Source organism: Spirosoma sp. KNUC1025, assembly GCF_045160025.1.
Lineage (GTDB): Bacteria > Bacteroidota > Bacteroidia > Cytophagales > Spirosomataceae > Spirosoma.
Map to the genome: position 1 here is coordinate 4,674,828 of NZ_CP087139.1, position 21,168 is coordinate 4,695,995.

10 protein-coding genes and 2 pseudogenes are annotated in these 21,168 nt (G+C 50.9%); 4 read left to right on the forward strand and 8 right to left on the reverse strand.

Annotated features, from left to right (window positions below):
• Positions 1–15: 15 nt before the first annotated feature.
• From LN737_RS20540 to LN737_RS20555, 4 genes and pseudogenes are all read right to left on the reverse strand, one after another.
• Entirely contained in the window at positions 16–1,077 is a 1,062-nt protein-coding gene (locus LN737_RS20540; RefSeq protein ID WP_405511694.1) for a sugar kinase, read from the reverse strand.
• A 181-nt stretch (positions 1,078–1,258) separates the two neighbouring features.
• Positions 1,259–2,689: a glucuronate isomerase gene (gene uxaC, locus LN737_RS20545; RefSeq protein ID WP_405511695.1), complete on the reverse strand. Its 1,431-nt coding sequence runs from the start codon at positions 2,687–2,689 to the stop codon at positions 1,259–1,261.
• Between the two features lie 85 nt (positions 2,690–2,774).
• Positions 2,775–4,440, reverse strand: a pseudogene (locus LN737_RS20550) (UxaA family hydrolase).
• Complete coding sequence (locus LN737_RS20555) at positions 4,437–5,969, reverse strand: tagaturonate reductase (RefSeq protein ID WP_405511696.1); 1,533 nt, start codon at positions 5,967–5,969, stop codon at positions 4,437–4,439. The pseudogene LN737_RS20550 and the gene LN737_RS20555 overlap by 4 nt, the downstream one beginning before the upstream one ends.
• Before the next feature lie 335 nt (positions 5,970–6,304).
• Between LN737_RS20555 and LN737_RS20560 the strand changes: the two are divergent.
• The 3 genes and pseudogenes from LN737_RS20560 to LN737_RS20570 all read left to right on the forward strand — a co-directional run bounded on the left by LN737_RS20560 (position 6,305) and on the right by LN737_RS20570 (position 11,258).
• A pseudogene (locus LN737_RS20560) lies at positions 6,305–7,326 on the forward strand (LacI family DNA-binding transcriptional regulator).
• Between the two features lie 220 nt (positions 7,327–7,546).
• On the forward strand, positions 7,547–10,270 hold the full coding sequence (locus LN737_RS20565) for a hypothetical protein (protein ID WP_405511697.1): 2,724 nt from the start codon (positions 7,547–7,549) through the stop codon (positions 10,268–10,270).
• A 430-nt stretch (positions 10,271–10,700) separates the two neighbouring features.
• Positions 10,701–11,258, forward strand: a complete 558-nt coding sequence (locus tag LN737_RS20570; protein ID WP_405511698.1) for an alpha/beta fold hydrolase — start codon at positions 10,701–10,703, stop codon at positions 11,256–11,258.
• Between the two features lie 121 nt (positions 11,259–11,379).
• On the opposite strand, the gene LN737_RS20575 is transcribed toward LN737_RS20570, so the two are convergent.
• Positions 11,380–12,573 (reverse strand): DUF4249 domain-containing protein, encoded by a 1,194-nt coding sequence (locus tag LN737_RS20575; protein ID WP_405511699.1) that lies wholly within the window; start codon positions 12,571–12,573, stop codon positions 11,380–11,382.
• Positions 12,574–12,813: 240 nt separating this feature from the next.
• Between LN737_RS20575 and LN737_RS20580 the strand changes: the two genes are divergently transcribed.
• Positions 12,814–14,670 (forward strand): glycoside hydrolase family 2 protein, encoded by a 1,857-nt coding sequence (locus tag LN737_RS20580; RefSeq protein ID WP_405511700.1) that lies wholly within the window; start codon positions 12,814–12,816, stop codon positions 14,668–14,670.
• A gap of 4 nt (positions 14,671–14,674) precedes the next feature.
• Here LN737_RS20580 and treY read toward each other — a convergent pair whose 3' ends face one another.
• From treY to LN737_RS20595, 3 genes are all read right to left on the reverse strand, one after another.
• Complete coding sequence (treY, locus tag LN737_RS20585; RefSeq protein WP_405511701.1) at positions 14,675–17,386, reverse strand: malto-oligosyltrehalose synthase; 2,712 nt, start codon at positions 17,384–17,386, stop codon at positions 14,675–14,677.
• Positions 17,346–19,250, reverse strand: a complete 1,905-nt coding sequence (treZ, locus tag LN737_RS20590; protein ID WP_405511702.1) for a malto-oligosyltrehalose trehalohydrolase — start codon at positions 19,248–19,250, stop codon at positions 17,346–17,348. The genes treY and treZ overlap by 41 nt, the downstream gene beginning before the upstream one ends.
• A 152-nt stretch (positions 19,251–19,402) precedes the next feature.
• Positions 19,403–21,133, reverse strand: coding sequence for an alpha-amylase family protein (locus LN737_RS20595; RefSeq protein WP_405511703.1), 1,731 nt, complete (start codon positions 21,131–21,133; stop codon positions 19,403–19,405).
• Positions 21,134–21,168: the final 35 nt, after the last annotated feature.

Sequence of the window (21,168 nt, forward strand, 5' to 3'; positions counted from 1 at the left end):
TACTGAAACAAAGCACTACACTGAATCTAAAGAATCAACGGAATCCATAGAATCTACTCTAGTCAGTGTATGTACCCGCCCTGTAATGTCAGCGACGGATTGTCCGGTAGCATCGCCGATTTCCTGCAATTTACCGAAAGCTGCGGCAGCTGCGAAATTGACGATAGCCTGTGGTGCATGCTGGTTATACAACCCATAGAGTAAACCGGCCATAAAACAATCGCCACTCCCTACCCGGTCAACGACTGACTCCGTTACAAATTCAGGCGATACGTACTGCCGACCACCGGTGTAGAGCGTGGTATAATACCGAAGCCCGGACGGTGGCGCGTCGAACCGAAACGTATTGGCAACAACGGTACACCGCGGAAAACGGGCCTGAATGGCTTCCGAAGTAGCCAGCGCATGCGCCAGATAGTCGGCGGGTTTTCCTTTCGCGTGAATAGCCTCATCGACCGGAATGCCCAGCAAGGCATTGGCCGCCCAGATATTTCCCATCACTACGTCGCAATACTCAACCAGACCGGGCATAACTTCGGTCGGGTCCATTCCATACTGCCAGAGCCGGGCCCGGTGATTCAGGTCCATGGATACCGTAATGCCTTTTGCCGAAGCCACAGCCAGCAACTCCCGACACGCAGCCGCTACCTCTGCACTCAGGGCCGGACTAATGGCACTTACATGCAGCCAGCCTGTTCCCTGCAACACAGCCTCCCAGTCGACTTTGCCCGCTGTCAGTTCAGAAAAGCCAGAATGCGCGCGGTCGTAGATGACGCCCGCATGTTTCAAATCGCTTCCCTGGGGCAGATAATATGTACCAATGCGTTGCCCAAAGCGAACAATACCCGACGGGTCAATTCCTTTTTCGATAATGTATCCGACAATATCGTCGGTCAGGGCGTTTTCGGGCAGTACCGTACTGTATTTGACTGGTACTCCCCATTTCGACAATGCAGTTGCTACGTTCAGTTCCGCCCCACCGACAAATACGGGCATGGCTGCCTGCCGAATCCATTCGCCACCCGCTACGGGCGAAAACCGTAATAATAGCTCACCGAAACAACAAACTCTATTCATATACTTCTTAAAAGATCAAGTTCCTGAACATTTGCCTGTCCGAGAACACTCCCAACCCCCTGAACGGGGCTAGAACCTCCGTGTAAAAAGGTCTCTTTAGGGTGGTGTTGGGTTCTCAAACCTGACACTCAAGGCTGATTCCAATGTAGGGTTCTCAAACCCGACACCACGACAGAGTGAATCAAACCGCAAGTTCCAGGGGCTTGCTGCTAAATCCAAAATACGTTTTGGCGTTGCCGTAACACACGTTCTGTACAACGTTTCCCATCCAGTCAATGTCATCCGGCAGTTCACCATTTTCAATGTCATTGCCAAACAGATTGCAAAGAATCCGGCGAAAATATTCGTGGCGCGGATAGCTCAAAAACGAGCGCGAATCTGTAAGCATCCCCACAAAGCGGCTCAGCAAACCCATATTGGAAAGAGCATTTATCTGCCGTTCCATACCCTCTTTCTGATCTAAAAACCACCAGCCCGAGCCAAACTGGATTTTACCCGCTACCGAACCGTCATTGAAATTACCAATCATGGTTGCCAGCAACTCATTATCGGCGGGATTCAGGTTGTATAAAATCGTTTTTGCCAGTTTATCCGTTGTGTCGAGCCGGTCGAGGAAGCGGGCCAGTGCACGTGCCTGCGAAAAGTCGCCGATACTATCCCAGCCCGTATCGGGTCCAAGCTGACGTAGCATCCGGGAGTTGTTATTCCGTAGCGCTCCTAAGTGAAACTGTTGAGTCCATCCTTTTTCCCAGTCCATCTCGGCAAAATAAACAAGCATGGCTGATTTGAAGGTAAGCACTTCGGCTCCGCTGAGCGTACTTCCGGAACGAATTTTGTCGAAAATCGCCTGAATCGCTGCCTCCGTGTACTCCTCCGCATAAATCTGTTCCAGCCCGTGGTCGGAGAGCTTGCACCCCATAGCCGCAAAATAATCGTGACGCTGACGTAAGGCGGTTAGAAAATCATCAAAATCGGCAATCGATACGTTGCTGGCTGATTCCAGGCGCGACAGGTATTGATTGAAGGTCGTTGTATCCTCCACGGCCATTGCTTTATCAGGACGGAAAGCGGGCAATACGCTGATTTCAAAACCCGAATCCGCCAGTTTCTGGTGATACTCCAGTGAATCGACCGGATCATCGGTGGTACAAACCGTCTCTACGTTCATCCGACGGAGTAGGTTCCGAACCGAAAAATCCGGCGTTTGCAGTTGTTCGGTGCAGGCGTCATAAATACGTCGGGCGCTCTGTCCGTTGAGCGTTTCGGTAATGCCAAAATACCGCTGCAATTCCAGGTGTGTCCAGTGGTAAAGCGGGTTCCGAACGGTATAAGGCACCGTTTCCGCCCATTTCTGAAACTTGGCAAAATCAGACTGATTGCCCGTACAATAGCTCTCATCAACGCCATTGGTCCGCATGGCCCGCCATTTGTAGTGGTCGCCATACAGCCAGATTTGCGTCAGGTTTTCAAACGTTCGGTCCTCGGCAATCTGATCGGGTGGCAGATGGCAGTGATAGTCGATGATGGGCATCGGCTTGGCAAACGAATGATAGAGCTGCCGGGCCGATTCGGTTTGCAGCAGAAAGTCGTCGTTCAGAAAGGGCTTTTTCATTGATAATGATTGAGTTGTTGAATGATTGAGTTGTTGAATGATTGAATAAGAAACAATAATTCAATCATTCAACAACTCAATCATTCTAAAGGGAAACTCCCCGTTTCCAGGGAATGAAATCATCTTGTCCGTGACGGACGGCGGCTACTTCGACGGTGCCGCTCGCTACACGGATGATCTGGTCAAGCAGTCGTTCGCCAGCCTGCTCGATGGTTTCGTGGCCGTCGATTACCGTGCCCGTATTTATGTCGATAATATCGGGCATTCGATTGGCTAAGGCCGTATTGCTTGCGATTTTAACCACAGGAGCAATTGGGTTTCCGGTGGGCGTACCCAGGCCGGTAGTAAAGAGCACGACCGTAGCGCCTGAACCGACTTCTGCGGTTGTCGATTCAACGTCGTTGCCCGGTGTACAGAGCAGATTCAGACCAGGTTGCGTAACCAGTTCGGGGTAGTCAAGCACGGCCACGACGGGGGACGTACCACCCTTCTTTGAGGCTCCTGCCGACTTCATGGCATCGGTAATCAGGCCATCGCGGATATTACCAGGCGAAGGGTTCATGTCGAAACCCGAACCAGCTTCTTTCGCCCGTTGGGCGTAGGTGTTCATTAGTTCCCGAAACCGATTGGCCGTTTCGGCATCGACACTGCGATCGCAGAGTTCCTGTTCAACCCCACAGAGTTCGGGGAATTCCGACAGAATCACCGTACCGCCCAGCGCCACCAGTAAATCCGATGCATGCCCCACCGCCGGGTTAGCCGAAATGCCGGAAAAGCCGTCCGACCCACCGCATTCCAGCCCGATGGTCAGCTTACTTAGCGGAGCCGGTTGCCGACTACAGGCGTTGGCCTGCATCAGACCAGCGAACGTTTGCCGAAGCGCCAGACTTATGAGCGATTCTTCCGTACCAACTGTCTGCTGTTCAAGCACAAACAGGGGTTTATCAAACGCTGGACTGCGTTTACGAATTTCGTCCTGCAACATACCGACCTGCGCGTTCTGGCAACCCAGGCTAAGTACCGTAGCACCCGCTACGTTAGGATGCGTGATGTAGCCCGCCAGCAGACCACAGAGCGCCTGTGCATCCTGCCGCGTCCCCCCACAGCCACCTTCGTGCGCCAAGAATTTCACTCCATCGACGTTTGGAAATAAACGGAGCGGCTTGCGATCCAGGTTTCCAAAGGATTGAGCCGTCTGGTCCAGATCGGCCTGCAAAACCTCTTCAACCGTCCGTCCGGCCTGCACCAGCGCCATCAGTTCCTGCGTCTGATTTTGATACGTATGCCGCCGTGCATAACCCAGATCGTTGATAAGGGCTTCTTCCAGAACCTGAATGTTCCGGTTTTCGCAGAACACGAGCGGCACGACGAGCCAGTAGTTGGCCGTTCCGACGCGGCCATCCGACCGATGGTACCCTAAAAACGTCTGGTTTTTCCAGCGATCGACGGCAGGGGGTGTCCACTGGTAGGATGATCCGTGCAGATCATAACTGTTGGTAGCATGCTGTACATTAAACGTTGTCAGCCGCCCCCATCGGAATCGCCTGTTTAGCTTTACCAACCAGCACCCCGTACATGGTAATGGGATCGCCCGGTGCGAAATTCCGAATGGCCAGTTTATGTTTCGCCGGAACGGCTTCCGTTACGAGCAGTGTTACGCCTTCCCACTGTACCTGATCGCCAGCCTGCAAATCGGCCAGGGCTACCAGTACAGAATCATCGGGATGTATTTTCAATACGTTCTGTGTCATTTTATTACTACTTCGTAATGATCGAATTGAGTGGAGATCGTAGCCTGTACGCCGTTTTCGATTAGTTGGCTCAGATACGTTGCCACAGAATCGGCAAAGCCCGGCAATTGGCTAAGATCATGTCCCCAAAGGGCTGTATTTTTCAACACGGCTGAGGTAAGTTCCTGCGGAGTCAGGCGATCCCAGAGATCGGCGAAATAGCCCGCCTGCGGGTCATTGATCGGGTACGTTTCGCCGTCGCGTTCGCCATACCAAACCCCATCCTCCTGAGTGGTAGCCCGCATAAACAGCAGGTAAGCCGCAAATCCCAGGGAAATATAGCGGGGCGTAACACCCAATGTTTTATAGTAGTGGAGCAGCGTCGGTACGTTCCGCATCTGCATTTTCGCCGTATACTGCATGGTGATGGCTAGCCAGCGATGTTCGATAAATGGATTCCGAAAACGATCAAGTACCTGAAAACCAAAACGCTGAGCCGTTTTCTCGTCTACGTTGTACGGAATTCCGGGAATTAATTCACCCAGCATCACACTGCTGATGAAAGCCGCCATCCGATCATCTTCCATAGCTTCACGAACCGTATTGAACCCACACAGAAAGGCCAGTCCGCAACTGAGCGTGTGCGTACCATTCAGTAAGCGCAGTTTCAATTCCCGGAACTGATCGATGTTTGGCCTAATGATGACATTCTCGCTGATCTGATGAAACGACAGCACCTGCCGAACGCGTTCATCGCCTTCAATCGCCCATAACAGGTAAGACTCTGAAATCGTCAACAGCTCGTCTTTGTAATCCAGTTGCTCGGTCAGCGTTTGCTGGGTTGCAGCATCGGGTCGGCCGGGGACAATGCGATCTACCAGCGAGTTACAGCATGTATTGGCCGTTTCGAGCCAGTCGATAAACTCACTTTCCAGCCCGTTGAGGTGGGCCAGTTCCAGCAAAATCGCTTCGAGTTTGGTACCATTATTCGGAATGAGTTCAGTCGGAACGATCACTAATCCTTTAGTGGGATCGCCCTCGAAAGCCTGATACCGAGCATACAGAACGGCCAGTAATTTTCCTGGGAATGAAACAGGGGGCGCCTGCCGGACATCATCTTCGACCAATTGAATCCCCACTTCCGTTGTATTGGAAATAACAACCTGCAGCTCAGGGCTTGTTGCGACCTCTAGTATCGATTCCCACTGCTGTTTGGCCGACAATACCCGGCTAATGGGCGAACACACTACGTTCTGCTCGACCAGCTGGCGGTTCTCAACGCCCCGAATGCATACCGTATACAGGTTATCCTGCCGGCTGAATGCACTCATATCACCCCCATCCGTCGATTTAACCACCACAACCCGTCCGTTGAAAATACCCTGCCGGTTCGCCTGGTCGATCAGAAAATTGGGCAGGCCACGTAACAAAACGCCGGTGCCAAACTGCAATACCCGCTCGGGCAGGTCTCGCAGGGATAATTCGGTTGGCAAACTGACGTCAGTTCGTGGCTGAAGAAGCGGGAGCGATTGAACGGATAGCGAATTCATAATTTATGTGCGAGTAGTGGCTTTTCTTTTGCGATAATCGACAGATGCGGGCTGACGCCCAGGGTGCTCGTTACGTCGAAAAAATTTGTTTTTTTACAGATAAAAAGAGGGTCAATTTTAGCCCTGAATGGCGAATTGATACAGTAAGATTAAATAGGCTATTTTTTATATTGAAGCTTTTGGAGATATTTATTCACGCAAACGTTATCGGGAACGTTGCCGGGTTTTATTTTAGCCGCCTTCGCCCACGAAATGAGTCATTGTTTTCTCAATTACCCTTCTGTTCGTGAGGATTGACAGGCCCGTTTGATTTTGTATTTTACCAATATACCTCCTTGGAGACTATCACCATAAAAGATATCGCCCGCGCCTTAAATCTTTCGACCTCAACCGTTTCGAGAGCATTGCGGGATAGTTATGAAATCAATCCTGAAACCAAGCGTTTAGTTACCGAATATGCCGAGCGGCTCAACTATCGCCCGAATCCTATTGCCCTGAGTCTGAAAGAAAATCGAAGCCGGGTTATCAGCGTCATCGTCCCTCAGATTGCCAATAATTTCTTCTCACAGGTCATCAACGGCATCGAAGCTATCGCTTATAACCGGGGCTATCATGTTAGCATTTTTCAAAGCCACGAATCCTACGAACGGGAGATGCTGACCGTGCAGCAGGCGGTAGCCCGAAAAGCGGACGGACTCCTTATTTCGCTTTCCAGCAGCACCTCCGACGTATCGCATCTGCGGCTGTTGCAGGAAAAGAAATTACCGATTGTGTTGTTTGACCGCGTTTCTTCTGAACTCAATATTCCTGGTGTAACAGCCGACAACGTAGCAGGTGCTTTTGCTGCTACCGAACACCTGATTCAAACGGGCCGACGACGTATTGCCCACATAACCATCCCCCCTACATTTCCATTATGCAGGAACGACTGGCTGGCTACCGGGCGGCTCTGGAAAAGTACGACATCCCTTACGATGAAAGCCTGGTCCGTTACGCTGGTTTTGGGCGTAATGAAGTAGACCCTATCATCGACGATCTGCTGGCTCAATCGCCTGATGCTTTTTTTGCCGCCAGCGACCGGCTGGCCATCGGCTGCCTGGCCGCGTTGAAGATGCGTAACGTAGCGATTCCCGAAACCGTTTCGTTCATCGGGTTTACGAATACGCCCGTTGCCGACCTACTGGCTCCTCCGATGAGTACGGTTGAGCAGCCCTCGCTGGAAATTGGTCAGGTAGCCGCCGAACAATTGATTGATCTGATTGAAGACAAAGCAAAAAACCCCCAGCCCGGTACCGTTCGGATTCCGACCCGGCTTCACATACGGGCATCTACCCAATGGTCGGGTAGCATTAGCTAATGATTGAATTGTTGAATGATAGAGTGATTGAATGATCGAATAAGAACCAACAATTCAATCATTCAATCAGCCTAACCCCTATGTAATTGTTAATCAACTCACTAAAAGGCAATTGAGCCATTTAGTAACTCTTCTATTTATATGGATTATAATTCATATCTGAGTTGGCTTTAACATCTAATCAATATCCTTATTCCATCTCTTAACTTCCTCTACCCTCATGTTACATTCGTTACGTTTGTCAGCTACGCTGTGTCAGCGTATTCTGGGCCGGCTGGCTCATTCCCGAATAGGTTTAGTTTACTTGTTTTTACTGATTCTGGCACTAAGCTTGAACCAGTCGGCGGTAGCTCAGGCACCAACATTACTTTGGCAGAAAGCCCTGGGCGGCTCCTCAGATGATTTTTCAAGTGCGATGACAAAGACCGCCGATGGCGGGTATATATTGGTAGGGTACACCTACTCCACGGATGGAGATGTTACGAATGTCGATAATAGTCAAAACTTTTGGGTTGTCAAGCTAAACGGGTCCGGTCAACTTGTCTGGCAGAAAACGTTTGCAAGGCCGTACATTAACTTTTTATTCATGTACCCGAATGATTGGGCCAGGGCTGTAACGGAGACCCCCGATGGAAACATTGTGGTAGTTGGCTCTACAACATCCTCTACATACATTGATTACAATAACGAGACCATTAACGAAGACTACTGGGTAATCAAGCTGGACGGGTCGGGGAATCTGCTCTGGCAAAAAACCCTGGGCGGTACGTCAGATGATACCCCTTCATCCGTAACGACAACGGCCGATGGTAGTATTATAATAGGAGGAACAACACACTCCAACGACGGTGACGTATCGGGCACTCATGGCAGTGCTGTGCTTACTTCGGAATACTGGTCGTTCTGGTTTGGCGACTACTGGATAGTGAAGCTGGATGGATCGGGAAATTTGCTCTGGCAGAAAACACTAGGCGGAACTGATGAAGACCAGGGAAATGCAATAACCACCACCAGTGATGGCGGCATTGTCGTGGTCGGATATGTTTCAACTGGTGATGGAGATATTACCGGATTTCATGGTGTCAATGATGCCTGGGTAGTCAAGTTAAGTGGAACCGGCCAGTTGCTCTGGCAGAAAGCCCTGGGTGGCTCAGATTCCGACGGGGCCGATAACATCACAAAAACAGCAGATGGTGGGTATGTGGTAGTGGGGTATGCAATCTCTACGGATGGCGACGTAAGCGGCAATCACGGCGATAGCGACTTCTGGATAACCAAGCTGAGTGGAACCGGTCAGTTACTCTGGCAGAAGGCGTTCGGCGGTTCGGGCAATGATAGAGCGAGCGCTGTAACTCAGACCACCAATGGCGACTACGCTGTTACCGGATTTACGCAATCCAGCAATGGCGACGTAGCGGGAAATCATGGCAGCGGTGATTTTTGGGTAATCAGGCTGGATGGAACCGGTCAGTTACGCTGGCAAAAAGCACTGGGAGGATCAAATGCTGATGGTGGTAATGCAATAGCGATCAGCGAAGACGGAGGCATTGTTGTAGCTGGATACACCCGCTCTAGCGATGGCGATGTTTCCGGATATCATGGCGGGTACGATTACTGGGCCGTAAAACTCAGTTCGACGCTCTCTCAAACCATCACACTGACTAACTTCACAGCAAATCCATCAACAAGCTGTGCTGGATATCCAGTTCAATTCACAGCTAACGTAGGAAACATCAGTGCACCGTATTCCTATACGCTTTCCAACGGAAAAGGAAATATACTGACCGGCATGGCTACTACGGCTACGTTTAGTCAGAGTTTGACGGTAAATGGATCAGGAGCTCAGACCTTCACATTAACCATCACATCGTCAGGTGCATCCGCATCGGCCGCTACCCCGGTTCAGGTTAATGCAACCAATCCTGACTACCAGCCCCTGGTCGATTTCTACAATGATACGCACGGGTCAACCTGGGACAATCATACCAACTGGCTCAGCGGCTGTTCGCCCTGCGGCTGGTACGGCGTTACCTGTAACCCCAGTGGGCGGGTTATTGCCCTGCAACTCCCTAACAACCATCTCAACAATCAGTTGAGTCACTCCCAACTGACCAGTCTGGCGGCCCTCACTAAATTGCGGGTGCTCAATCTGAGCAAAAACCAGTTGAATGGACCAATTCCACCTAGTATTGCTACGCTCTCCGAGTTGCAACTGCTTTATCTGAACGGCAATTCCTTTAGTGGTACGTTGCCTGCCAGTCTCTCGGCACTCAGCCAGTTGCAGCTGCTGGATGTGAGCAACAACCAGCTCACCGGGTCGATTCCCAACGGCTATTCCATGCTGAGCCAGCTGAAAGCCCTGTATCTGAGCAAAAACCAGCTGACTGGCGCTATTCCTGCCAGCTTCTCCCAGCTTTCCAGTCTGGTGCTGCTCTATCTGAACAATAACAAATTCACTGGCTCCATCCCCGCCAGCCTGGCTTCGCTGACCAACCTGCAACAGCTGTTTCTCAACAATAATAAACTGAGTGGCTGTCTGCCCAACTCCCTGAGTGCGCTCTGCGGACGTACCGTCGACATCAGTGGCAATACGGGCCTGCCCGGTGGGGGTAATTTTGCCGCTTTCTGCAGTAATGGCAGTGGCAGTTGCGGCAATGCCCGCGAAGGTGCTCTGGAGGAGTTAGTCAGTCTGCGGGCGGTAATTCAGGGCAATCCGGTGGTGGGTTCGGAGCTGGTGGTGGACATCTGGGGGGCCAAAGGTCAGCCGCTGTTGCTACAACTCCGGGATGGGTCGGGCAAGCTAGTTGGTGAGCGGCAGGTAGAGCAGGCGGCCGAGGTGGAGCGGCAGCGCTTGTCGGTGAGTGGGATTTCGGCGGGGGTGTTGCTGCTGCGGGTGAGCAGTTTGAACCAGGCACAAACCCTCAAAGTCTTCAAGAGCCAATAGAAACAGTAGTCCATAACCATCGGCTGTGCGAACTATCGCGGTCTGCATAAGCTAAAATTCAACGTATTACGTGTACTCTCCACGTTAAAGCCACCTATGCTTTGTGTTGCGATACAGCGGTCACAAAGCATAGGTGGCTTTTTATTGTTTCTCGTAGTTCAATACTAACCAGTACGGCACAAACATGCCCAAACAATACAAACTTCGGCTGGTTTCTAACTTATTGTATAGAAATCAAAAAGGCCAACGTCAATTTTTAGACGAGCCAACCTGATCAGTACCCAAAGCTTTCCAGGGTGCCTTATGGCCTGTTTCAGGAAGAAGTGTACAGCTTTTGCAGAAAGGACAAAAACGGACGAAACCCGTCAAAAATGATTCTGGATTTAGCCACAGGCAGGTCGTGACCTTTTCCAACCCAACTTCCAGTAGTATGAAAAAACGGGTGGTTTTTATTCATGGCGGAGGAGAAGAAGATTACGCGGCTGATGCTAAACTCGCAGCTTCTTTGCAGGAGCGTTTAGGAGAAGCTTACGTGGTGCACTATCCGCTATTACCCAATGAGTCAGAACCCGATTTGGGACGGAAGAAGCAAATCGGTCATGAAATTTCTAAAAGGAAAGGGGCCGTTATTTTGGTGGGTCATTCACTGGGTGCTTCCATGCTGTTGAAATATGTATCGGAAAAACAGATTCGAAAAAAGATAACAGGGCTTTTTCTTCTCGCTACACCGTTCTGGCATGGTGAAGAAACGTGGAAACAAGGGTTCAAACTGCAGGAAGATTTTGCGGGTAAACTACCGAAGCACGTACCCATTTTTCTCTACCAGAGCCAGGATGATGAAGTGGTACCCATCGGGCATCTGACGACTTATACGCAACATCTGCCACAGGCAACCGTCCGCCTGCTGACCAGCGGGGGTCATCAATTCAACAATGATCTATCGGTGGTTGCTAACGATATTAAAGCATTAGAAAATCAGAGCATGTAAAAAAAGCCTCGGTCAACCAAAGGCTTTCGTGGTCTGAGGAAGCACACAGGATATTACAATAGGGGCTAAACAAACTGCATTGCAGGATTTCACGACAAACGCAACAGGTATTCAACAGACATTAGTCTTGCCAGCCTGCGGGCTTATTGGGCGTTCGGCTATCACTGGCTACACAAACGGCCAGGGGCGGGCGATCCCGGCTGGATGGCGGTTCATCGTTCGGCCCATGCCCGTTCAGCGCCACAAATAAGCCTGGGGCAATGCCCGTCGCATCACTTCGGGTTAACCAGTACCGCACCGAAGAAACGCTGGATACGGTGAAATAACCGACTACGGCTTCATTTATCCTGGCTACATTATATACGTTACCGATTAACAGGGCAGGCTGACCACCCGCTACTCCGCCCGTAGTCTGGGTCTGCTCATTGAGTCGGTTAAAGTACTCGTAAGCCGTTTTGGTGAGTGAACTTTGTCTGATTTCAACCAGGCAATGCTCTTTCGAATAGAGGGGTACGCGGCCAACGAGCAGCGCTTTTACGGGATTGCCATTGCTGTATTGATCCTTGAATACGGTCAGATCATGACTGTAAAGAATTTCCCAACAGGCCGTTCGACAATTGTAATCAAAGGTAGCCGCGAAGGAAGAATTAAAGTTATACGTAACACAATCTTCAATTAAGTTGCCCTGCGCATCCTTGATCTGGTAGAGTCCCTGACTGCAACTGCGGCACCATTCCTGACGTTCCCAATCTATCCAGTCCCACCGGTAATAGTTGGCCTGATCTGCGGGGTCGGTAAAATCTACATAGAAGTCATGAGCCGCCGAATAGACATTATTTAAACGCTCGGTGGCGCTTAAACTGGTAGGGTTAAATAGGGCACGTACTTGCTCTATGGGAGCCACAGGCTGTAGTTGCTCCGGGGTCGACTCGTATTGGGTTCCGTGCGATAAGCGAAACCGGAGCTGGTAAACATGACCAGCCTGCCCTTTGAAATCAGCAGGGAGCTGATAGCGGCCATCGGTGGTTTCCTGGGCCGTCACGACCTCTGATGAATCAACGACGATCTGAACGTTGGCCCTGGTGACGGGTAAATACCCAAATCGACCGGAGAGCCGATCGGACTGAGATCGATTAAGTTGAATGACTTGAGTCTCAGCTTTATCGGTAAGGGTGCAATCAACAATTAATACGTTGAGAGAACTGTTGATCGATAAGTCAAGAGGGTCCACGCAGGTCAGCAAGCTCAGACTAACGCTTACACAGATCAATACCCTCAACGTCCATGAACGCATAGCTTCCCAAAAACGATTCATATGATAAAGGGGACTGGCCGTTTAACCTACTTCTGCTTATCTCTTTGAAGAATTCATACAGCGTATTTCCTGCTGCCAGGTACGATCTCTCCCAAAAATCATTAGAAGTTATCAGAAAAGCTTTCCGGGACTTGGCTGAATTGTCGATTAGCGCAACGTATTACGTACGATTTGTAAGGCTATAGCGTTGATTGAAACAATACAAACATCGACTGGTTTTCTTTCCAGTAAACGAATTTTATGGAAACCAAAAAGCCTAACGCCAGTTTTTCGGCTAGCCGACCCGAACGGGACCAAGAAGCGGAACCCGCCAATTTACTCCCAAGAGCAGTTCTTCGACCTAATAATTACGTATTACTGGATGGCGACTGGAGTTTCTCGCTCGATCCCGACGACCGGGGTTTGAATGACCAGTGGTATGTTGGACATACGTTTGAAGGAACGGCCCACTGGCCCGGCTCCATCGAAGCCCATATGGCACAGGCTAAAGGGCAATCGACACCCCTGGGCTGGCAGGATAAAGTGGTTGCCTGGTACGAACGGGAGTTTATGCTGCCCAACCGGACGGAGTCTATAGCCCGCTCGATGATCCAGCTAACCTTTGGCGCCTGTGGCTACGAAACCCGCGTCTGGCTGAATGGTCATTCGCTGCATACGATTGAAAATGAAGAGGTTCATCTTGGTGAATACACCTCGTTTTCCTATGAGTTACCGGAAGAGTATCTCCGCCCCAGCAACCGGCTGACGGTACGTATTTCTGATACGATGGATGCCGAAATTCCTCGTGGCAAGCAGGAATCGCACGTTTACAAGCGGGGAGGCATCTGGTATCAGACGTATTCGGGCGCTGTTCGGAGCGTATGGCTGGAAACGGTCGAACGTAACCGGCTCCGGTCGCGGGTGGGCGTAGTGAGTGAGGTAGAAAATCGACTGGTACGGTTTAGCGTAACGACCCGCATTCATGACCCCGGTGACTACACCCTGCGGCTTCAGGCCGTAGACCTGCGCTCATCCGAAACGTTGGCCACGTCGGATTTCCCGTTGCGGCTCGAAGCAGGACAAAAGCAGCAGCGGGTAGTTCTCGACATCGACAAAGCCGAGCTTTGGTCGCCTGAGTCGCCAACCCGGTATAAACTCATTGCTCAGCTGATCGACTCCGACGGCTACGTTGCGCAGATCGAAACTCGTTTTGGGTTACGAAAAATAGAAGCGCGGGGCCGACACGTGTACCTGAATAATGAGCCTATTTACCTCGATGGGATTCTTTACCAGCCCGGCACGGCCACGTATGAAGAAATGCAGCAGCATATGCGTTCCATGAAGGAACTGGGCTGCAATCTGGTTCGGGTTCACATTGCCGGGGTCGACCCCCGCATCTATAACTTGGCCGACAAACTGGGGCTAATGCTTTGGGTTGAAGTCCCTAGTCCACATAGTTCAACGGCCAAGAGCCGCCACAATCACAAGGCCGAACTGCTGCGCATGGTTTCGCTGATCAGTACGCATCCATCGGTTGTCATCTGGAGCCTGTACAACGAAGACTGGGGCGCTCAGGACATTGCCAGCAACCCCGAAACCCGGCAGTATATTATGGATATGTACCACTTCATGAAGCTCGCGTATCCACAGTATCTGGTCGTTGATAACGATGGCTGGCAGCACGTTTCTTACGAAGGATTACTGAAATCGGATCTTCTCACAGCGCACCTGTACACGCCCGACCTTGCTTACTGGCGGAACCTCCTCGAACGGCTGACCGCAGGCGAATTAACAGGCGTAGCGGCTTTTCCGCTGGTAGTGGGTGATCCATTTTTTTATCGGCACCAGGTCCCTTTGCTTGTCAGCGAATGGGGCGGTTTTGGCTTTGCGAACTATGGCGGCCCCAACGAAAGTGCCGACCGGGCCGAACGTATCCGGCTCTTCAAAGAAGTTCTGCGGCAATATCCGATTGCCGGTGATATTTATACGCAGGCTACCGACATCGAGGACGAACGTAACGGGTTGATCGACCCGCATACTGGCGAGTTGAGCGTACCATCCGATTTGCTGAATTCATCTCAACATACGCCCGAATCACAGAAGCAGCTGCCTGCTTAACGGATCACTCAAGCTTTAATACGGCCAGTGGCAACGACCGAAACAGTTCACCTACCTTAAGACCGTTTTTCGTTGTGCCACTGGCTTTATCCAGCCGGTTTTCCCAACTGCCGGGGGCGTCACCGGGCAGAATAATCCGGGTATCTTCCCAGTTTAGGGTAAGTACGTCGGTCTGCTGATCCCGGCAGAGTTGAGCGGGGCCTAACGGGACCACCACTACGTACCACAGCTGCTCAAGCTGGCGGGCAAAGGCCAGCACATGCTGTTTGAAAGCACCCTCTACTTCCAGAGGAACGTACTGGCCGCTGGTAAAGAGACCCATTTGCTGGTTTCGTTCGGTCAACAGCGTGTGAATCAGCCATAGTTTGATACGGCCATCGTACCGATGCTGCCAGAGTTTCGCCACTAAATCCGGTGTGCTTTCCCCCATAAGTTCATCCAGCCAACGCTGCCGCTGCTCAAAATCGACAGGTCGCCGGTTGTCGGGATCGACCAGGCTCAGGTTCCAGAGTTCACTGCCCTGGTACACATCTGGCAGGCCCGGACAGCTGCATTTAAGCACAACCTGCGCCAAGGAGTTAATGATGCCCAGATCAGCGATCCGCCGGAAAAACGGCTCAAACCGATGCCAGAACGACCGCCTTTTATCCAGCAATGTTCGGGCAAACGCCATGGTTGCTTCTTCGTAGGCTTCGTTTGGGGCATCGTGCGTAGAGAATCGTTTTGCTTCCCGCAGGGCTTTTAGTAAATACTCATCCAGTCGGTCCGGGAAGTCTGCTTCTTCCTCACTGCCGGGCATTGGATAAGCGCCTACCAGCGTTTGATAAATAAAATATTCATCGTTCGAATCCGGCCCGTTTTCGTTGGCGCTTCGGTTCAGTTGCTGCCAGGCCCGTACTTCCTCAATCCATTCGTCGGCCAGATCGGTCAATACGTTCAAACGGCTTCGTACATCTTCGCCCCGCTTGGTGTCGTGCGTCGACGTAGCGTTGAGAGCGAGCGGCCAGTTCGCCTGACGGTCGAGCATTTTCTGATGAAATTCGTCGGTCGTCATCCCAAAATACTCTGGGGAGTCGCCTACCTCGTCGTGTCCAATAAATCGATTGTAGGTATACATCAGCGTATCCTCTACCCCTTTGGCCGTTAATGGACCGGTAAACTGCATACAGCGCTGATAAAAACGTAACGCTCGCTCCTGATAGTCGTCATTGCCTTCCTGGGGTTTCGTTAGTATAGCTTCAGCCAGCAGATCGACAGCGGGAGTAAGATTTGGTTTTTGCGCTCGAATCCGGTCGAAAATAGCGTTGACGGCTTCGCTTTCTGATTGGCCGAGAGGCATCTGATTCCCGTAAAACCGGTAAACAGGGCACTGAATTAAAAACTCGCCAATGCTCGATTTTAACAGGCCGCGCGAAAGTTTGTCAAGCCTGTTTTTATCAATCAGGCGTAACTCCAGAAAAAGGTGGTAGAGGTTGTCCAGCTCTCCCCGCATGTGCTGGTGGAGAATGTACGCTTTTTTATCCTGCAATTCCTGATGAACCGCCTGCTTTTCGCCCAGCAGCTCCCGGTAAAACTGCGTAAACACCTGCTGACTTTTCGTACGGGTAAACAGATTATTGACCATCGAGAGATAGGCGTAACCCGTGGCACCCTGAATCGGCCAGTCTGAAGGTAGCTCCTCGTTGTTCTGAAGTATTTTCTCAACAACTATATACGCTTCTTCGCCAGCCAGTTTCCGGAGGTGTTCCAGGTAACGGACCGGATCGTAAAGGCCATCAATATGGTCGACCCGCATTCCGTGAAAAATGCCCGCTTCGAACAGGGCTTTTGGCAGCTGATGAACAGCATCGAAAACGTCCCGATTCTGAATATTCAGGCAGATCAGGCTATTGACGGTAAAAAAACGCCGGTAATTAATCTGCGTATCGGTTTCCGAAAACTGGCACAGCCGATAAACCTGTTCGTCGGCTATGTCGCGAAGGCAGTCGGGACTGGCATTCACGGCCGTCAGTTCTTTTTCAACGTAGTCGTTAACCGGTTTCTCCTTCATCCGCCTAGTAAGCGTCTCCAGAAATTCGGCATGGTCCTGTGCGTAATCCGACGTATCGGTGACTTTCCCAAGCTTATTGATCTGATCGAGCAGGGGTTGAACCAGGCTGGTGTCAATCCGTTTGTCGGCCTGTAAAATACTGGCGTAAGAACGTAGATGCAGCGGGTAGAGTGTGTTCTGATAGGTAAAAACAAATCGGTCAGACTCATACGCTACGCGCAACTCCCCGGCGTCGATGGCTTCGTCCAGCGGAGTACCCAGAAAAGGAACCATCAGTCGACCATGATGATGCGGACTATTCCAATCGATATCAAAAAAGGAAGCGTAAGGCGACAGTTGCCCTTTTTCCAGTACGTCCATCAGCCACGGATTACGGGGATGATACGCCATGTGATTGGGTACAATATCCTGAAGCCAGCTGATCTGCAATTCGGTAAGCTGCTGGCTAATAGCCCGTAACTGCTTTTCGGTTCCAATTTCGGGGTTGAGCCGCTGCGAATTCACTACGTCGTACCCATGCTGACTCCCCGGCATGGCTTCAAAAATGGGCGATGCGTAAATGGTTTTGATCCCAAGTTTGGCCAGGTACGGAATAATCCGTTCGAAATCAGAAAAGGTAAACTCGTTATGAAATTGGATTCGGTAGGTTGATGTGGGATTGTTCATGACCTTGTGCGTAAATGATAAGAGACTCAGCCGGTATGGCAACAGGCGTATTTCCATCCCAGGAAACAGGGGCTGAGCTGATTTCCGTTTGAGATAGACCCTGCCACTGGCAATCTGCCGAGTCGAGGAGTTTTTGCCATTGCCCGTCTGCGTCAACGGAAGACGGGGCTATGAGCTGTGGCTTTTTCGAGAAATTCAACAGGCAAAGTACATGCTGATCCTTATACCAGCGATGTAGCACCAGCGTTTGCTGTTCCTCAGCAACCGTAACGTTTATACGTTCACGATTCAGCCTATGCAAAGCCGGGAGCTGCCTGCGAAGAGCGAGCAACGTCTGATAATACTGTAACAATGTTCGATGCGGCTCCTGCTCAAGCAAATTCCACTGAAGTTTCGCCTGGTCGTACGTCAGTTCTTTTTGTGGGTCAGGCACATCACCGTCGTCATGTTCCGCAGCAAATTCATCCTGCCGCCCTTGTTTAACTGACTCTGCCAGCGCAGGTTCAGAGTGGCTGACGAAGTAAAAAAATGGATTCGTTTCGCCCCACTCCTCGCCCATAAACAGCATCGGAATATAGGGACTAACCAGAACAGTCCCGGCCATTATTTTTACCGTATCAAAGCTATATAACTGGCTGGACCGTTCGCCAAGCCTGCGATTGCCTACCTGGTCGTGGTTCTGGGAAAAGACAATAAACTGCTGACCTGGATTCTTCTCAGCGCTACGTCCAAATAGTTTCTTGCGGACTTCCGAAAACTGACCATCATATACGTATGCATCGCGAAAGGATTTGGCCAGATGCGAAATTCCGTCGAAATCAGCGTAATAACCAGTCCGTTTTTCGCCGACGGTTACCCGCAAAGAATGATGAAATTCATCGATCCACTGGGCATCCATCCCGTAACCCTGTTCAGCCAGCGGGGTGATAAACCGTGGATCATTCAGATCACATTCGGCAATGAGATAATGCCGCCGACCAGTCGTTTCCATCAATTGGTCGACGTACTGCCGCACCTCCTGAAGAATATGAACGGGGCTACAATCCTTTATGGCATGGGCCGCATCCAGACGCAGGGCATCGACATGAAAATCCCGAAACCACATCAGCACATTTTCAAGGATATGCCTTCGTACCCCATCGCACCAGGCATCGTCAAAATTTACGGCATTACCCCAGGGCGTCCGGTACTTGTCGGTCAGATAAGGGCCAAAGTGCGTCAGAAAGTTGCCGTCTGGACCGAAGTGGTTGTACACTACGTCCAGTATCACCGCAATCCCTTTATAATGACAGGCGTTTATCAGTCGCTGAAAGTCTTTGGCTCCTCCGTACGTGTTTTGTACGGCGTACGTAAAGACGCCATCATAGCCCCAGTTGCGCGAATTAGAAAATTGCCCGATGGGCATAATCTCGACCGCATTCACCCCCAGCTCTTTCAGGTACTCCAGTTTCGTTTCAAGAGCAGCGAACGTTCCCTTCCCTGTATACGTACCGGTATGAATTTCATAGATAATTAAATCATCCAGTGAAGGAACAACCCAACCCTGGTCTTCCCAATGGAAAGAACCCGTATCAACGGCTTGAGACGGCCCCTGGATTCCTTCCGGTTGCGAAAGCGAGGCCGGGTCCTGACACTCTGTTTCATGATTCAGCACGAAGGTGTAGCACGTATCGGGTTTAATCCGGGCGGTTTTTACGTACCAGTAGCCCAATGCTTCTTTCTGTAGGGGAATTACCTCATCCGTTTCCGTAAGTTTAATGGCTACGAAATCGGGGGTCGGTGCCCATACCAGTACATCGGCCTGATCTCCAGTGGGAAACGTAACACCGAGGGTACGCTTTTCAACGGTAAGTGACGGCAGCATATGAGTAAACGTAATCAACTTAAAGCAATGACTCTGACGTGAACAGTCTGGTAAATTATCCGTTTAGCGGTCCATATCATGCCTATTTTACTCCGGGCTGACCAGAGTGTTTGTCTGATTTAGGCAGAAATAAGCTAACGGGCCATTACGTATCACTTTTTTAGCCGATACCATTTATAACCATAACCACTCAACTGCTCGGAATACGTACCATCCTGGCCGATCATCTGTTCAGTTGCGTCAGATAGATTTACCAGCTTGGGCCCTGTTTTCATCTTTAACTGACACTGCTGTGGTTCAGGGCTGAAATTATGAATCATCAGTACAGAACGGCCTTGCCAGTTGTACTGAATAGCCAGTACGTGTTCCGAACCCGTTTCCAGCAGTTCCCACTGCCCCCAGCCAATTTCGGGGCATTGTCTGCGCAGGCGGGTCATTCGCGCTACATGATTGAGCAAGGACGCAGAGTCGGAGCGCTGAGCCGCTACGCTGATCTGCTTATAACTGTAAGGGCCCTGATCGATAACCGGCCGAACGAGTTTTGCTGCCGTCGAAAAACCAGCACTCGGCCCGCCCGACCACTGCATGGGCGTTCGGATGGAGAGTCGCTCTTTCAGCCGCAAATCGTCGCCCATGCCAATTTCTTCACCGTACCGGATAACGGGCATGCCGGGCAGTGAAAACAGTACGCTGTAAGCCAGGTCGATTAGTTTACGATTCCCAAGCATAGGGGCCAGCCGACGGCGGATTCCCCGGTCGTAGAGCTGCATGGTAGTGTCGGGACCGAAGCGATCATACACCTTTTTTCGTTCCTCGTCACTGAGTCGCCCCAGGTCGATTTCGTCGTGATTTCGCAGAAAATGCGCCCATTGGGCCGTTGGCGGAATATCTTTAGTATCGGTCAGCGCTTTCTTCAGCAACTTGGTTTCGCCCGATGCCAGCGCGTAAAACAGGTGCTGATTGGCGAAGAAGTTGAACATCGTTTGCATGTTCTGCCCATCCTTCCCAAAATATGGCTCCTGCTCTTTCGGATCGACATTGGCTTCGCCCAGTAGAATCGCATCCCGCTTGTGCCACTGAATGTACTGGTGCAGCTGGGTAATGATGTCAAACTGATGAACCGGCTTTTCCGGGTCGAAATCGGGGTTGGCAATTTCAATCAAAAACGGAACCGCATCCACCCGAAAGCCCGCAATGCCTCTATCGAGCCAATGGCGAATAATTTTGCGCATTTCCTGCTGAACGGCCGGATTCTGCATATTCAGGTCGGGCTGAAAATTGTAGAAGCGGTGGTAAAAGTATTCGCCAGCCTGTTTATCGAACGTCCACACGTCGTTCTGAACACCCGGAAAAACCATGCCTTTGTCCCATTTTTTCGGCCGCTCTTTCGACCAGACGTACCACGAGCGGTAGGGCGACGTTTTACGCTGTCGGGCCTGCTTAAACCAGGCATGCTGATCAGACGTATGGTTGGTTACCAGATCCATCATAACCCGGATACCCAGCTGGTTCGCCTGCCGTATAAAATCATCGAAATCCTGATCCGTTCCCAGGTGCGGGTCAATGGCGTAAAAGTCTGAAATATCATAGCCATCATCCAGATTGGGCGTTGGCTGAAACGGGGCTAGCCAGATGGTAGCCACACCCAGTTCCTTAAGGTAATTGAGTTGCTGCGAAATGCCTTTGAAATCCCCGATCCCGTCGCCATCCGAGTCCTTAAATACTTCTACGTCGACACTGTAGATGAGTCCGTTTTTATACCATAATTCTTCGATAAAATCGGTGGGCAGAGGGGCCGGCGGTGTTTTTTCGGACTCAGTATCAGCATTTTTCTGACAGGCAATAAGCAAACTGAGGCAAAAAAGCAGAACTAGTTTTTTCATGAACGTACGTTGAGCGGGGCTTTAGAGACCAACTG

Coding starts and splice junctions, on each gene's coding strand:
- LN737_RS20555 (WP_405511696.1), bottom strand. CDS start 5,969: ATGAATTCGCTATCCGTTCAATCGCTCCCGCTTCTTCAGCCACGAACT.
- uxaC (WP_405511695.1), bottom strand. CDS start 2,689: ATGAAAAAGCCCTTTCTGAACGACGACTTTCTGCTGCAAACCGAATCG.
- LN737_RS20580 (WP_405511700.1), top strand. CDS start 12,814: ATGGAAACCAAAAAGCCTAACGCCAGTTTTTCGGCTAGCCGACCCGAA.
- LN737_RS20570 (WP_405511698.1), top strand. CDS start 10,701: ATGAAAAAACGGGTGGTTTTTATTCATGGCGGAGGAGAAGAAGATTAC.
- LN737_RS20540 (WP_405511694.1), bottom strand. CDS start 1,077: ATGAATAGAGTTTGTTGTTTCGGTGAGCTATTATTACGGTTTTCGCCC.
- LN737_RS20595 (WP_405511703.1), bottom strand. CDS start 21,133: ATGAAAAAACTAGTTCTGCTTTTTTGCCTCAGTTTGCTTATTGCCTGT.
- LN737_RS20575 (WP_405511699.1), bottom strand. CDS start 12,573: ATGAATCGTTTTTGGGAAGCTATGCGTTCATGGACGTTGAGGGTATTG.
- treY (WP_405511701.1), bottom strand. CDS start 17,386: ATGAACAATCCCACATCAACCTACCGAATCCAATTTCATAACGAGTTT.
- LN737_RS20565 (WP_405511697.1), top strand. CDS start 7,547: ATGTTACATTCGTTACGTTTGTCAGCTACGCTGTGTCAGCGTATTCTG.
- treZ (WP_405511702.1), bottom strand. CDS start 19,250: ATGCTGCCGTCACTTACCGTTGAAAAGCGTACCCTCGGTGTTACGTTT.